General features: G+C 39.3%; 13 protein-coding genes. 7 read left to right on the top strand and 6 right to left on the bottom strand.

Going from position 1 to position 15,591, the window contains the following annotated elements:
- Positions 1-75 precede the first annotated feature (75 nt).
- The gene (locus VCASEI_RS08370; protein WP_089110192.1) at positions 76-1,272 is read right to left on the bottom strand and encodes an acetate kinase; all 1,197 of its coding nucleotides are present in this window, start codon (positions 1,270-1,272) and stop codon (positions 76-78) included.
- 329 nt (positions 1,273-1,601) lie between these two features.
- On the opposite strand from VCASEI_RS08370, the gene yfbV reads away from it, so the two are divergent.
- From yfbV to VCASEI_RS08345, 5 genes are all read left to right on the top strand, one after another.
- Complete coding sequence (yfbV, locus tag VCASEI_RS08365) at positions 1,602-2,051, top strand: terminus macrodomain insulation protein YfbV (RefSeq protein WP_086960939.1); 450 nt, start codon at positions 1,602-1,604, stop codon at positions 2,049-2,051.
- Positions 2,052-2,282: 231 nt separating this feature from the next.
- A complete protein-coding gene (locus VCASEI_RS08360) occupies positions 2,283-3,251 on the top strand; it encodes an ABC transporter substrate-binding protein (protein WP_086960941.1) in 969 nt (322 codons plus the stop codon).
- A gap of 180 nt (positions 3,252-3,431) precedes the next feature.
- Positions 3,432-4,334 carry an ABC transporter permease gene (locus VCASEI_RS08355; RefSeq protein WP_086960943.1) on the top strand — a complete coding sequence of 301 codons (903 nt, stop codon included), beginning with the start codon at positions 3,432-3,434 and terminating at the stop codon, positions 4,332-4,334.
- Positions 4,331-5,125 (top strand): ABC transporter ATP-binding protein, encoded by a 795-nt coding sequence (locus tag VCASEI_RS08350; protein ID WP_089110191.1) that lies wholly within the window; start codon positions 4,331-4,333, stop codon positions 5,123-5,125. The genes VCASEI_RS08355 and VCASEI_RS08350 overlap by 4 nt, the downstream gene beginning before the upstream one ends.
- A gap of 116 nt (positions 5,126-5,241) precedes the next feature.
- Positions 5,242-6,717, top strand: coding sequence for a sensor domain-containing diguanylate cyclase (locus tag VCASEI_RS08345; protein ID WP_086960949.1), 1,476 nt, complete (start codon positions 5,242-5,244; stop codon positions 6,715-6,717).
- Positions 6,718-6,839: 122 nt separating this feature from the next.
- On the opposite strand, the gene dusC is transcribed toward VCASEI_RS08345, so the two are convergent.
- Positions 6,840-7,796: a tRNA dihydrouridine(16) synthase DusC gene (gene dusC, locus VCASEI_RS08340; protein WP_089110190.1), complete on the bottom strand. Its 957-nt coding sequence runs from the start codon at positions 7,794-7,796 to the stop codon at positions 6,840-6,842.
- Positions 7,797-7,889: 93 nt separating this feature from the next.
- Here dusC and VCASEI_RS08335 point away from each other — a divergent pair, with 93 nt between their 5' ends.
- Complete coding sequence (locus VCASEI_RS08335) at positions 7,890-8,618, top strand: YecA family protein (RefSeq protein ID WP_394347151.1); 729 nt, start codon at positions 7,890-7,892, stop codon at positions 8,616-8,618.
- A 53-nt stretch (positions 8,619-8,671) separates the two neighbouring features.
- Here the strand turns inward: VCASEI_RS08335 and dsbB are convergent, their stop codons facing one another.
- Together dsbB and nhaB are read right to left on the bottom strand one after the other, a co-directional pair.
- Positions 8,672-9,190, bottom strand: a complete 519-nt coding sequence (dsbB, locus tag VCASEI_RS08330; protein ID WP_086960953.1) for a disulfide bond formation protein DsbB — start codon at positions 9,188-9,190, stop codon at positions 8,672-8,674.
- A 121-nt stretch (positions 9,191-9,311) separates the two neighbouring features.
- A complete protein-coding gene (gene nhaB / locus VCASEI_RS08325; protein ID WP_086960955.1) occupies positions 9,312-10,904 on the bottom strand; it encodes a Na(+)/H(+) antiporter NhaB in 1,593 nt (530 codons plus the stop codon).
- A gap of 431 nt (positions 10,905-11,335) precedes the next feature.
- On the opposite strand from nhaB, the gene fadR reads away from it, so the two are divergent.
- Positions 11,336-12,175: a fatty acid metabolism transcriptional regulator FadR gene (gene fadR / locus VCASEI_RS08320; protein ID WP_086960957.1), complete on the top strand. Its 840-nt coding sequence runs from the start codon at positions 11,336-11,338 to the stop codon at positions 12,173-12,175.
- Between the two features lie 42 nt (positions 12,176-12,217).
- On the opposite strand, the gene VCASEI_RS08315 is transcribed toward fadR, so the two are convergent.
- Complete coding sequence (locus VCASEI_RS08315) at positions 12,218-13,021, bottom strand: hypothetical protein (RefSeq protein WP_086960959.1); 804 nt, start codon at positions 13,019-13,021, stop codon at positions 12,218-12,220.
- A gap of 417 nt (positions 13,022-13,438) precedes the next feature.
- Positions 13,439-15,487 (bottom strand): methionine--tRNA ligase, encoded by a 2,049-nt coding sequence (gene metG, locus VCASEI_RS08310; RefSeq protein ID WP_086960962.1) that lies wholly within the window; start codon positions 15,485-15,487, stop codon positions 13,439-13,441.
- Positions 15,488-15,591: the final 104 nt, after the last annotated feature.

The following is a 15,591-nucleotide window of genomic DNA, read 5'->3' as shown; positions in this document are numbered from 1 at the left end:
AACTATTGAAAATAGCTGAGCTGGATAAACTCAGCCATAAAGAAAACAGGCTAACTTGATGTTAGCCTGTAAAGATTAAAGACTCGCTAAGCGTGCAGTGTCTTCTGCAATAACCAATTCTTCATTGGTTGAGATGACCATTGCTGGTACGCGGCTATTTTCTGTTGTGATTACACCTTCACCACCAAAACGAGCGGCTAAGTTTTTGTCGTTATCAACTTCGATACCAAAAATACCAAGACGATTAAGAACGAGTTCACGGATAGGACCTGAGTTTTCACCAATACCACCAGTGAAGACGATGGCATCTAGGCGGCCTTCAAGTGTGGACGTGTAACCAGCGATGTATTTTGCTAAGCGGTGACAAAATACGTCCATCGCACGTTTTGCTTCTGGTTTTTCTTGATAATTATCTTCTACGAAACGGCAATCAGATGTTACTTGAGTCAGGCCAAGCAGACCCGATTCTTTTGTTAGCATCGTATTGATTTGCTCAACCGAGTAACCAAGTGAGTCATGTAGGTGGAAAATAACAGCAGGGTCGATATCACCACAACGTGTTCCCATCACAAGACCTTCAAGTGGTGTTAGACCCATTGATGTATCAACTGATTGGCCATTTTTGATTGCACAAACAGAAGCACCGTTACCTAAGTGACAGTTAATAATGTTTACTTCTTCAACTGGCTTATCCATGATGCTCGCAACTTCACGAGTAATGAATAGGTGCGAAGTACCGTGCATACCGTAGCGACGGATACTGTTTTCAGTGTATAGGTTGTATGGGATAGCATACAGGTAAGCTTCTTCAGGCATGGTTTGGTGGAATGCAGTGTCAAAAACAGCCACATTTTTCAAATCAGGGAATGCTAACTTAGCCGCTTCTATACCTGCAATAGCCGCAGGGTTGTGTAGTGGGGCTAGCGCGGTAACGTCTTTAATTTCTTGAATAACAGCTTCAGTAATCAACACTGACTTGGTGAATTTTTCACCACCATGAACAACGCGATGACCAATAGCCCCAACGCCTTCGCCTAATTCTGGTTTAGAAGCAAGAATGGTTTCTACGATAAAGTTTAATGCTTCAGCGTGCGCTGCACCGTGACCAAGTTGTGCTTCATGCTTTCCATCTAGTTTCCATTTGATTCGTGCTTCTGGAAGACCTAAACATTCAGAAAGGCCGCTAAGAAGCTCATCGCCAGACTCCGCATCAACGATTGCAAATTTTAGTGAAGAACTACCGCAGTTTAAAACTAGGACTAGCTTTGACATGAGTGAATACCTGTATTCGTTCAAAAATGACTGTAATGAAATAAAACAATTTCAAGAATAGACGACAATCTAGGATCAACGTATTATTCTTTAAAGTAGACGCGCACAATTGAATCTGACATTCTTTGGGCGTGCTTAAAATTTTAATTTGTGCGACATATCACTCAGTTCAACCTAAGAATTTGGTGACGGAGATCATGAAAGCGTGCAAAGGATAACGATTATATCTCAATATAACAAAAAATATTTTAACCAATATTAACTTTAGTCAATTTTATTACGATTTTATTTGATTTTTTACTGGGATTTTTTATAGGTAAGGAGGGTATATGAGTCATAAAAGTTTTATCCACCGCTTAAAAGATGGGCAGCATTACATGGACCTCTGGCCTGTTCGTAAAGAGCTCGCGCCTATATTTCCAGAGCAACGCATAATAAAAGCAACTAGGTTTGGCATTAAGGTTATGCCTGCTATTGCTGCTATTAGTGTGTTAATGCAAATGAGTCTACAAAACTATGGTGCGATGCCTCAAGCTATTGTTATCGCTCTATTTGCGATTAGCTTGCCGCTGCAAGGTATTTGGTGGTTAGGAACACGTTCGAACACATTGTTACCACCCAGTTTAGCAAATTGGTATCGTGAACTTTACCAAAAAGTGGCCGAATCAGGAGCTGCTCAAGAGCCAATAAAATCAAAACCTCGTTATAAAGAGCTTGCTGCGATGCTTAAACGAGCATTTACTCAATTAGACGATACTGCTTTAGAACGCTGGTTTTAAGCGCCAAACCCCTCTATTTTTCTCATAAAACAAAGCCCTAATAATCCGTTATTAGGGCTTTGTTGCTATTTTGTAAACTGCCACTTCCCTTTGTCCAGATTAACTGGTAAGAATATAAGCTCAATGTAAAGAGTAATAATGAAAATAGCATTGCCCAGCTGTAAATTTATTTGTACAGATCGATAATAATAAATCAAATACAACATTCTATTGCTGAATCAAGGAGTCAAGATGAAAGCAAAACAACTTTTCGCTACTGTTATTTTTGCAGGGGCGGCATTAATGTCTGCAACAGGTGTATCCGCTAAAACTTACAAAGTAGATGTCTCACAAATTGTTGAGCACCCAGCTTTAGATGCAGCCCGTAATGGCTTAATCGATGGATTGAAGGCACAAGGGTATGAACAAGGCAAAAATTTAAATTTAGAATATCGCACCGCACAAGGCAATCCGGCTATTGCTTCTCAAATTGCTCGCCAGTTTGTTGGTGAAGGGCCTGATGTTTTAGTCGGCATTGCTACACCTTCAGCTCAAGCGCTTGCGGCTACAACAAGAAATATTCCCATTGTTTTCACTGCAGTAACCGATCCTGTCGAGGCTAAACTCGTAAAATCTTTAGATAATCCTTCAGGTAATGTTACCGGCTTGTCTGATCTGTCACCCGTTGCACAGCATGTTGAGTTGATGCAAGAGTTCAATCCTGAGTTAAAAAGTATTGGTGTGGTTTATAACCCAGGAGAAGCAAATTCTGTTGCTTTGATGACGTTACTTAAAGCTGAAGCCGCAAAACGAAATATTACGGTTCATGAAAGTACTGCGCTTAAAAGTGCTGATATTAAATCGGCTACCCAGGCGATCGTGGCTAAGTCTGATGTCATTTATGCAATGATTGATAACACGGTAGCCAGTGCTATTGATGGTATGGTTGCTGCTGCAAATCAAGCGAAGAAACCAGTATTTGCCGCCTCCACGACGTATATTGATAGCGGTGCAGTCATTGGTTTGGGAGCAGATTATTACCAAGTTGGTATCCAAACGGCAGATTACGTAGCGGCAATTTTAGAAGGTAAGAAACCAAGTGATTTACCTGTGAAAATTGCCAAGGCCTCTGACCTTATTATTAATAAGCAAGCGGCAGAAAAATTGGGCATTAACATCCCACCGTCTATTCTAGAGCGAGCTAAAGAATCGACAAAGTAAAATGATGAAAAGGTTATTGAGTCTCACCGCTCAATAACCAATTTGTTGGCTTGTTACTTTCTTGTGTCCATAACAAATAATTAAATGGATTTTTATTCCTGCCATGTGATTGGCCGGAGTGTTTATGTCTGTCATATGATTTTCATTGAGATAGATATAGTAAGCAGAGAAGGAGTTTGTATGTCTGCTTTTGCCTTTTACGGCGCTTTAGAATTAGGTTTAATATATGGCCTAGTCGCTTTAGGTGTATACATTACATTTCGAGTTTTAGATTTTCCAGATTTGACGGTTGATGGTAGTTTTCCTATGGGGGCTGCGGTTGCCGCAACGGCATTAGTTTCAGGCGTAAACCCTTGGGTTGCTACTGTGATGGCGTTCTTTGTTGGAGGATTAAGTGGTTTCGTTACTGCTTTCTTGGCCGTACGCTGTGGTATTTTGCATTTGTTAGCTTCTATTTTGACTATGTTGGCTGCCTTTTCGATTAACATTCGAATTATGGGGCGTCCAAATTTATCCCTTCTTGGTGAACAAACGATTTTCACACCTTTAGATGACCTTGGCGGTGCCTTATTCATTCGCCCACTCGCTGTTGCTATTTTAGTGATTGTTTGTGCTTTGGTGATTATTCGCTTATTAAATAGTGATTTTGGTTTGGCTTTAAGGGCGACAGGTGTGAACGCTCGTATGGTTGCTGCGCAAGGTGCAAGTACTGGTTTCTATACCTATTTTGGTTTGGCTTTATCGAATGGCTTAGTGGGTTTTTCTGGTGCAGTTTTAGCTCAAACAAGTGGATTTGCTGATGTGACGGCAGGTGCTGGCACCATCGTCGTTGGTCTTGCGGCTGTGATTCTTGGGCAGACGTTAATTCCAAGTCGAAAAATTTGGGTGGCAGTGGTGGCTGTTATTGTTGGCTCAATTTTATACCGTATAGCGATTCAATTTGCTTTGAATACTGGCATGTTTGGTATGCAAGCTTCTGATTTAAACTTAGTCACTGCTTTGCTCGTGGCTATTGCCTTGGTTGCGCCAAAAATAAAGAGCAATATTAAAGCGAAACGTGCAGCGAAAGGGGCGGCATTATGATTGAATTGAAAAATATTGAAGTCACGTTTAATCCCGGAACTGTACTGGAAAATAAAGCGCTTAGAAAAATCTCGCTTAATGTACCTCAACATCAATTTTTAACCGTTATTGGTTCCAATGGTGCGGGTAAATCGACCTTACTTGGTGCAGTCACAGGGGAAACACCAATGATAGGTGGGCACGTTGTGATAGATAATATCGATGTAACGAGACGGTCGGTTGATCAGCGTGCTCGTATGTGTGCAAGAGTCTTTCAGGATCCATTAGCGGGGACTTGTGGTGATCTAACCATTGAAGAAAATATGGCTATTGCCTATATGAGGGGGAAGCGTCGAGGTTGGGCGATGTCTTTATCTGGTCAGCGACGTAAGCTTTTTCAAGACAGAATAAGCATTCTTGATTTGGGGTTGGAAGATCGCTTAGGCGATAATATTGGTTTGCTTTCTGGTGGGCAACGTCAAGCAGTTAGTTTAATAATGGCAACGTTGTCGGATAGTAAATTATTGTTACTGGACGAACATACTGCCGCGTTGGATCCTAGGATGGCAGCTTTTGTTATCGATTTAACAAAGAAAGTGGTGAAGGAATTTGATTTGACCGCAATGATGGTGACTCATTCAATGAAAGATGCACTAGATTGTGGAGATAGAACGATCATGCTTCATCAAGGTGAGATTGTTTTAGATGTTGATGGCAAAACACGTAAAGGGATGCAAGTTACTGATTTGTTGGATATGTTTAGTAAGGTCAGAGGTGAGGCGCTAACCGATGACAGCTTATTGTTAGGTTAACTGTACACTTTTCACTGTGTATTCGTTGCTGTGAAAAGTGTTCTTCTAATCTAATATTTTGTTTATAGAGTGGAATCCCTGATACAATCGAGGCTGTTATCTTAAATAAAAGCCTCATGATCCAATATAATTCTCAGTTAACATTCAAGCGTATTATTCTTGCCCCATTAGTTTTAGCATTCTGTGTTGTGCTTTTATTGGTATACAAGTATACGCAAGGAGTTAGTGACGATATTGAAGCGGAATATAGTAAGGTGACTCAAGATCTTGCCCATTCAGTGAAATTACTAGGATCTTTAAACTATAGTTTTTCCACCTATTTCACACATGAGTCGGAATTACTACCAAGTAAAACTGCCTATAATAAAAGTATAGAACAAGATGGTTTTTGCCTTTGGACACCGTCTGATGAAGCGATCCAGTCGGCTTATCGTGCAGATGCTCGGAAAGTGCTTGAAATCGATTATGCCGTAAAAGCTTTACCAAAAGCCTGCCAATCGAATAGTCCAATTTATAACGACATTTTAAGCAAGTTATTACTTGCTCCTACATTCTCATTTTTAAATGGCCTTGAAGCGTATATTTCGGGTTTATACTATCTATCTCCTCTTGGTTATATTATATCCTCACCTGCAGATCTTGTGACCAATATACATAAAGATGCTATCCCAATAATGCAAACTCGACCATATTGGCTAGAAGCAAAAAGTGGTAAAAGTGTTATTCGGCTGACTGGACCTGTCATGGATGTTGCAACCAATAAGTTAGTACTAACCATTTCGACAGGTTTGTTTGATCAAAATAAATTTGAAGGGATGGTATTGGTCGATATTATTATTTCAAAGTTGTCATCGAATAGAGCTCCATTATATCAACACATTACTTTTCAGGTGTTAGGAAAGGATCCATTACCAGAAAATGCATGGTTACCACGGAAGGTGTTGATTGGTGGTGTGAAAACTAATCAAGTTATGTATTTTAAATTTGATTGGGAAAAAGAAGTATCTTTATTTTTTGTAAGAGAAAAAACCTCGTTATTTGAAATTTTTGTTTTGTATTTTCTTACGGTTCTGAGCTTAATCTACTGGCGTGCGAGAGATGAAAAACACCATTTTCATATATTAGCGTTACATGATCCTATGACAGGGTTACTTAACCGACGAGGTTTTAACCAAGAATACCAATTGAAATGCCCTTTATCATTTGAAGCTGTGACGATTTTTGATATTGATAACTTTAAACAAATTAATGATACTCATGGGCATGATGTAGGAGACCAGGCCATTATTTTTGTGGGTAATGCACTTAAAATGAATACCAGAAATGATGATATTGTGGCTCGTTTTGGCGGGGAAGAATTTATTGTTTATATGCAATCAGAAACGATCGATACAATGAACTTGGCAATGGAAAGAATTCGTAAAGAGATCGAAAGTGGTTCATTAGAGGTTATTCCTAGTGGGTTTACAGTTTCAGGTGGTATTGCTATCCAAGATAAAAAAAGAACACTTGGTTTAAGAGAATTAATTAAGCAGGCCGATGAGAAGCTTTATCAGGCAAAAAAGGCAGGTAAAAATAAAGTTATTTATTAGTACGCTGATTTTTCACTAAAATTATCATCTCACGATAAGCAGTGATGTGAGAAACCTCTGTTTTGATTAACAGTCTAAACCTACAATAAAACTAGCAACTTATAATCTTTTGTATAAATGATTTAAGCCTGTTTGGAGTATGAAGTGGACAGTGAGCGTATATGCTCTGCGATAGGTTCGGCTTTGTTGAAACGACGAATATTACGAAATAGTTCATCAGCTGCTTCATATTCATGTCGGAGATAGGCCAGCCATTGCTTTATTCTATTCGGGTAGTAAAGCCCTTTATCGCCTTTAATTTCAAATTCAGAATATTTGAGCATTAATTCTATCACTTGATGCCAAGGCATTGCTTCGTGATTATATTTTACGACATTGCCTAAATTCGGGAGGTTGAAAGCGCCACGACAAACCATAATTGCATCCGCTTTGGTTTGATTTAAGCAATTTTGCCCGTCTTGAAAATCCCAAATTTCTCCGTTTGCAATAATGGGGATTTGGCTTTGTTGTTTAATTTTCTCAATATATTCCCATTTAATTTCACTAGCTTTATATCCTCCCATTTTCGTTCTTGCGTGAACAGTCAGCTCGCTCGCTCCTGCTTGCTCTATGGCATCCGCAATTTCCAAGCAATCTTGTGGGTCATCCCACCCTAATCGAATTTTAGCCGAGACAATGACATCATCTGGTACGGCATCTCTACATGCTTTCACTATTTTATACAATTGTTCAGGATGCTGAAGTAGGGCTGCGCCACCTTTGCTTTTATTCACCATTTTAGCCGGACAACCAAAATTGATATCAAGGCCTTGGGATCCCAACTCAACCGCTCGAACTGCATTTTCTGCCATCCAATTGGGTTCTTGTCCTAGTAACTGTAATCGAACAGGTGTACCCGATCGAGTTTGGCTACCGTGTTCTAATTCTGGGCACAAACGGGTAAAAACGTGTTCGGGCAACAAGCGGTCAACCACGCGAACAAATTCTGTCACACATAAGTCGTAATCATTGATGTCAGTGAGAAGATCTCGCATTAAATAATCGAGAACACCCTCCATTGGGCCAAGAACGACACGCATGTTTGTCTCCAGATTGATGTGATATATAAATTGGTAGTACCAAGGATGCGAGATTGTAGTGTCTTAGAATTAAAATGTCACTGTGATTACACTATGGCGTGGATTTTAAGAAACTATGACAGGATTAAGGGCTTAACTATTATTGGTGATAAGTGTTTTAGCCGCTACACTATGGGCATTATTTTTTGCGGTAGTACAGTTATGACTCAATTGATCAATGTTTCTTGTTTAGAGACCACAGACTACACCCCTGAATTTATTGAAGGGGCGGTATTGGCAGCAAACATGACACCGAAAGCACTTGATCCCATGATATGGATTGCTCCATTAGTTGAATTAGATAAAGAAAGTGCGCAGTCTGCACTCACTCAACATTTTGAAGCTCAATATTCTCAACTGATGTCGTGCGATTATGACGTATTGAAGTTGTTGAATATGGATGATGGCGCTAATGGTGGTGTCGTCGACTTTGCTGAAGGCTTTATGACGGTGTGGCCTGAGATTGAGCCGGGTTGGAATCAAGTGGATCAACTTTCTGATGGTACAGTTCGCATGCTGCAAGGATTACTCACCACATTAATGTTAGTGATTGATGAAAAATCAACACACCAACAAATGAAAGACGTGGGTATAGACCAGCCACCAACATTAGATAAGATGCTGCCTCAATTAAACTTGATGATTAATGAAGTCAGTAAAGCTGCGAATGATGCGCTTCAAGGCGATCAATCGGTACGCGTGAATCCATATAAAAACATTGGTCGAAATGATCGGTGTGTTTGCGGCAGTGGTAAGAAGTTTAAGCAGTGCTGTGGTGGTTAATTTATCGATGGTCGTTAACCTGGCTATTGAAGAAGGTTAACGACCCCTGTTGACTATTTGCTTTTAAAAAATTGAGCAATAATGACAAGGCTAAGAACCACTAAATTTGCGCTAAATATCACGACAAGCCATTGTGGCATAGATAAGTTGAGAAATTGCCAAACGATTTTTGAGCAATCTCCAGTAGGTTCAAACATCCACGGAGCCAATTGATTGAGAGGGGCCCAGCTTGGAAATTGTGGGAAAATATCACAAGTTGCGAAAGGTGAAGGGTTAAATTGATAACCGACATGCTCTATAGCTAATTGTAATCCTCTAAATGAGGTATATCCCCATCCGGCTAGACTTAACCAACGGATTAAATGGTTTTTAGGTTGAATAAGCCCAACCATTGCCGCGGCTCCGACTCCCATCATTGCAACCCTTTCATAAACGCACATGACGCATGGCGCTAACATTAAAACATGTTGAAAATAAAGCGCACAAAGCTCAAAGAACACGACAAAAAGAAGTAACAGCATCCATGATAGACGTTTTTTTGAAAATGAATGAATGGTAGAAAGCCAAGACACAGGTATATCCTTATAAAAAAGAAAGCTCTGATTCCTCAGAGCCTTAAACATCAGAATAGTTCAAAATTATGAAAGACTATTCAAGTACTGTAAACCTTTCTATTTTTGTACATCCATTAAGTTAGTGACCGATTATTGGTGAACCTTGAGTCGCCACTTCAATCGTAGCTGAGGTTAACCAACCAATTTGATGGAAATAAACGGTTATAGGTTCTAATAGAAATTGAATGCCTAAGTAACCGACTACCGCTAATACTACGGTATAAGGTAGGGCCATAATAACCATTCTACCGTAGGATAAGCGTATTAATGGTGCAAGAGCTGAGGTTAATAAGAATAAAAATGCAGCTTGTCCGTTTGGTGTGGCAACAGATGGTAAATTTGTACCGGTGTTAATAGCAACAGCTAGCAGGTCAAATTGCTCACGGTTAATGGTTCCGTCAAGTAATGCCATTTTGACTTCATTAATATACACGGTGCCCACAAAAACATTATCTGAGACCATCGATAGAAGTCCGTTTGCAATATAGAACATGGTAATTTGCTTATCACCTTCTAATTGCAGGACCGCTTCAATAATCGGTTTAAATAAATGTTGGTCAATGATGACCGCGACTACAGCAAAGAATACGGCGAGCAATGCAGTAAATGGTAACGCTTCTTCAAATGCTTTACCTAAAGAGTGCTCTTCAGTAATCCCTGTAAAAGCGGTTGCTAAGATAATAACAGATAGGCCAATCAAACCGACGGCGGCTAGATGCCCTGCTAAACCGACAATCAACCAAACAGCAATAAAGCCTTGAATGTACAGTTTTGCGATGTCTTGCTTGGTACGTTTCTTTTGCTCTTCGTAATCAACTTCGATAAGAATCTTACGAACATTTTCTGGTAACTTAGCGCCATAGCCGAACACATTTAATCTTTCCACTGCAACACAAGTGAGCATTCCAAAAATAAAAACAGGAAAAGTAACAGGAGCCATGCGCAGAATGAATTCACCAAATTGCCATCCAGCTTGATCTGCGATGATTAAGTTTTGAGGCTCACCAACCATGGTCATGACGCCGCCTAAAGCGGTACCAACACCTGCATGCATCAGTAATGATCGTAAGAAAGCACGATAATCTTCTAAGTCCGTTCGAGTGATTTCTGGAATCATTTCATCGGTAGTGTGATCGTGATGTAGTGTTGCTTCTGGGTTAGAAACCACTTTGTGGTAGATGGCATAGAAACCAATAGCAACACTAATGATAACGGCAATAACGGTTAATGCGTCTAAGAAAGCGGAAAGAAATGCTGCCGTGACACAAAAAGCAACCGATAGAAGTGTTTTTGACCGAACACCTAATAAAATCTTAGTAAACATGAATAACAACAACTGCTTCATGAAGTAGATACCAGCCACCATAAAAATAAGCAGCAATAACACTTCAATATTGGCGGCTAATTCGTGTTTTACTTGTTCGGCGCTAGTCATACCGATAGCAACGGCTTCAATGGCAAGCAAACCACCTGGTTGAAGTGGGTAGCATTTTAAAGCCATTGCGAGAGTAAAAATAAACTCGACAACAAGTAACCAACCAGCAGTAAAAGGATCGATTAAAAAGAATACGATGGGATTAAGGATCAAAAAGGCAATAATGGTAACTTTATACCAATCAGGCGCCTTTCCTAGAAAGTTTTTAACAAATGCTTTTCCTAAAGACATGGTCATGAATTTACTCTTTTAAGTCAAAAAAATGAATTTAAATACAGTATGCCGTGTTTCTGATTGCAAGATGTGAAAATAATTAAATTAATTTAACTATTCATAATGTAAATCAAGCTTGCAACACTATAGTTTTATAATTTTGTTAATGATTTTTTGTAAAAATGAATACGCTTAATCAATTATGTTTGAAATGCGTTAGATTTGTGCGGAAGACAATACACGCTGTGTTTAGATAGTAAACTGGAAAAATGAAATTTATCGAACTGGATTATATTTTCATACAAAGATCAGAATAATGTCTGGTATTTATTGAGCGAATGTTATTGATGTAAAGTTATCATACGAGCGAGTGATAATATTGCTTGTTTTAAGTCACTGACAAGTAGTGGTATGATGAGTGCAATTTTTATTTCTGAACTCGGAAAAGTGAACACATGGTCATTAAGGCAAAAAGCCCTGCAGGGTTTGCAGAGAAATACATAATAGAGAGCATTTGGAACGGGCGCTTTCCTCCTGGTTCTATTTTACCCGCAGAACGAGAGTTATCAGAATTAATCGGTGTGACTCGAACGACCTTAAGAGAAGTGCTTCAGAGATTGGCTCGTGATGGTTGGTTAACGATTCAACATGGCAAACCAACAAAAGTGAATAACTTTATGGAGACATCAAGTCTGCATATTTTGGATACTTTAATGACGCTTGATAGTGATAATGCAACTAGTATCGTCGAAGATTTACTTGCCGCTCGTACCAGTATTAGTCCTATTTTCATGCGTTATGCCTTTAAATTGAATCCAGACGCGTGTATTAAAACACTAAATCGTGTTATTGATTCTTGTGAAACCTTGCAATCTCATGATTCTTGGGAATCCTTTATTGTTGAATCGCCTTATGCGGAAAAAATTAAACAATCCGTTAAAGAAGATAACGAGAAAGATGAAGCTAAGAGAGACTATATTCTGATTGCGAAGACGTTTAACTTCTATGATTATATGCTGTTTCAACGTTTAGCTTTTCATTCTGGTAATCAAATCTATGGTTTGATTTTCAATGGAATGAAAAAGCTTTATGATCGTGTTGGTAGTTTTTATTTTTCAAACTCAGAAGCAAGATTATTAGCTATTAAGTTTTATAAAGAGCTTTTAGCGGTATGTGAAAGTGGTAAGACTGAAGAACTTCCTGCTGTAATTCGCCAATATGGCATTGAGAGTGGCCATGTTTGGATGACAATGAAAGAAAATTTACCATCCAACTTTACTGAAGATGATAGCTAAACATTTAGTCTTTAAATAAGCCTGCCCATCCGCAGGCATTTTTTATCTATTTTGAGGAACTAAAGGTAAGTAAATACTTTCACAAATATCAGATAGTACTTGATCATAAATATTAAAAATAATCAAAGATGCATCTAAAGATAATTGATAAAGTTCAAGCTTAGACAGTTCAATAGTATCGTTATCCTGCCATTGCTTGAGTGTGTGAATCACGCCACTTTGATCACTATCTGCGGTTGTTAATGGGCAGATGAGGGACAGTTGGTTCATTTTCCTACTCAATATTGAAGCATGGTGCCTAAATCGTTTCTTACCTAAATCTGTATCTACCTCTTGAATGCTGATGCGAAGCATAGTCAGAACTTCTAAAGTATCTAATACCTTTTGCCAGCAATGGTGGTAATCGGCTGCAATATCATCATGGTGTGAATCGACTAACCAACTAATGAGTAATTCATCGATGAGAAAGAGTATTTGTCGAATTACCCGTCCGTGCTGCAACTGATTTTTAGCTACACTGAAAGTCGTCCATTGGTAAAGAAGGTTTTCTACTTTTTCTTGAAGTATACGAATTTCTTGTTTGGTTTCAGGACCAGATTGCGCCTTAAGTTGATTAAATATATCGAGAATTTTAGCATTAACTTCCTTTAATGCACTTGGTGTATAAGGTGTTTCTGTTAAGTGAGAGTGAGTTAATCCACGATGTTCACGTACTGAAAAAATTAGTGTTCTTAGCTGGCTGATTGAGGCGTAGCGAGATTGATTACACTTCTCTCTCACCGCACTAAAATGGAATAAAAAACCTATTATAATGGTGACAATAAATAAACTTATCGAGATAAACATACTAACCTCGTGCTTTTTACATAATTCAAAGAATTAATAAAGCAATTTACGTACCAATACACTTTGCTTATGAGTGTTTTACTCGAAGAATGGAGCCGTCGTTATTGGAATGTTGCGTGTATTCATTGATGATCTGGAAGATAGAACTGAGGGAAAGAATACCGCTACTAATATGATGGAAGCGTGTTTGTTTTGTGTGCAGTAACTCATTACGTTACGCTCTAAGATGGTGCGTTAGTGATTAATGTTTAGCTTTTTTGGGGAAATGGAGTTTTTTGATGGAGCTATAGTGAGTGCTTAAGTTTATAACTCACAAAGAAAAAGGCTACTAACGATAATGAAGTAAGCTTCATTCGTTGCAGCCTTTTGTGAGCTTTAGTTGTCTTCTACATGTAAGCGATAGGTTGAGAATGGCGTTTACATTACGCGCATGCCTGGTTGAGCACCGTCATGAGGTTCTAAAATCCAAAGATCTTTACCTCCAGGGCCAGCAGCTAAAATCATACCTTCAGACATGCCAAATTTCATTTTACGTGGCTTCAAGTTAGCAACCATTACCGTTAACTTTCCTTCCAGTTCTTCTGGTGTATAAGCTGATTTGATGCCAGAGAATACTTGACGAGTTTCACCACCGATATCCAATTGGAATTTAAGCAACTTATTCGCTTTAGGCACTTCTTCACAAGAAATGATCTTGGCAATCCGCATATCAATTTTAGCAAAATCGTCAAATTCTATTTCAGGTTCAACCGGTTCTTTATCAAGTTCCGACTGTGTTAATTGTTCGGCTTGTTCTTTGGCTGCCATCTCAACCGCGGCATCTTCTTTTGATGCTTCGATCATCGCTTCAACATGTTTTGGATCGATGCGGTTAAACAAAGCTTTAAATTTAGTCACTTCATGGGCGGTTAGTGGTGATGCGATACCTTCCCATGTCAGAATATCATTTAAGAATGCTTCCGTACGAGCGGCAAGTTCTGGCATGACAGGTTTCAAGTAAGTCATTAGTACTCGGAATAGGTTAATACCAACGGTGCAAATGTCTTGTAGCTCTTGATCTTTCCCTTCTTCTTTCGCGATAACCCAAGGAGCTTTCTCATCAACATATTGGTTTGCTTTATCAGCCAATGCCGTAATTTCACGAATCGCACGACCAAATTCACGCGTTTCATATAAGTTCGCAATACGATCAGAAGCATCGACAAATTCTTGGTATAAAGCAGCTTCAGAAAACTGAGTGGATAATTTTCCGTCAAAACGTTTAGCAATAAAACCAGCATTGCGTGAAGCAAGGTTGACGATTTTATTCACGACGTCTGAGTTTACACGTTGAGTGAAGTCGTCTAAGTTTAAATCTAGGTCATCAATTCGGCTGTTGAGTTTTGCCGCGTAGTAATAACGTAAACATTCTGGATCAAGGTGCTTAAGGTAAGTGCTAGCTTTAACAAAGGTACCTTTAGATTTTGACATCTTAGCGCCGTTCACCGTGACATAACCATGAACAAAAATATTGTTTGGCTTACGGAAACCTGCGCCGTCTAACATAGCTGGCCAGAATAAGCTGTGGAAATAAACGATATCTTTACCGATGAAGTGGTAAAGCTCTGCGGTACTGTCTTTTTTCCAGTACTCATCAAAGTCTAAATCATTGCGCTTATCACATAGGTTTTTGAATGAACCCATGTATCCAATTGGAGCATCTAGCCAAACATAGAAAAATTTGTTTTTCTCACCAGGAATTTCAAAACCAAAATAAGGCGCATCGCGAGAAATATCCCATTGTTGAAGACCCGATTCGAACCATTCTTGCATTTTGTTGGCCGTTTCGGTTTGTAATGAGCCAGAACGAGTCCATTCTTTTAGCATGCTTTGAAACTGTGGTAAGTCGAAGAAAAAGTGCTCTGAATCTTTCATGATAGGGGTCGCGCCAGACACCGCAGATTTTGGATTGATCAGATCAGTTGGACTGTAAGTTTCACCACATGCATCACAGTTGTCACCATATTGGTCTTCGGCTTTACATTTTGGGCAAGATCCTTTTACGAAACGATCGGGTAAGAACATTTCTTTTTCAGGGTCAAACAATTGAGAAATGGTGCGGCTGGTAATAAAACCATTTTCTTTTAGGCGAAGATAAATATCAGAGGCTAAATCGCGGTTTTCGTCACTGTGGGTGCTGTGATAATTATCGAAACTGATGTTGAAACCTGAAAAATCTTGCTCATGTTCTTTTTGAACCGCTGCAATCATTTCTTCTGGATCAATACCTAGTTGCTGAGCTTTCAGCATGATTGGGGTACCGTGTGCATCATCGGCACAAATAAAGTTCACCGCATTACCACGCAAGCGCTGGTAGCGAACCCAAACATCGGCTTGAATGTGTTCTAGCATGTGTCCAAGGTGAATAGAGCCATTGGCATAAGGGAGCGCACAGGTTACGAGAATTTTTCTTGGGTCAATTGCCATTTTTATCCATCACTTCTTATTCTGGGGTGAGTTCGATGCTGAGATTGATTTTCTATCATACCCAGACGGATTCGAATCAGAGACTTTCTCCGATTCTACCTTAT

The sequence above is a fragment of the Vibrio casei genome (genome assembly GCF_002218025.2).
Lineage (GTDB): Bacteria > Pseudomonadota > Gammaproteobacteria > Enterobacterales > Vibrionaceae > Vibrio > Vibrio casei.
The sequence above is the reverse complement of the archived record's forward strand: the minus strand, read 5'-3'. Positions and strand labels throughout refer to the sequence as shown.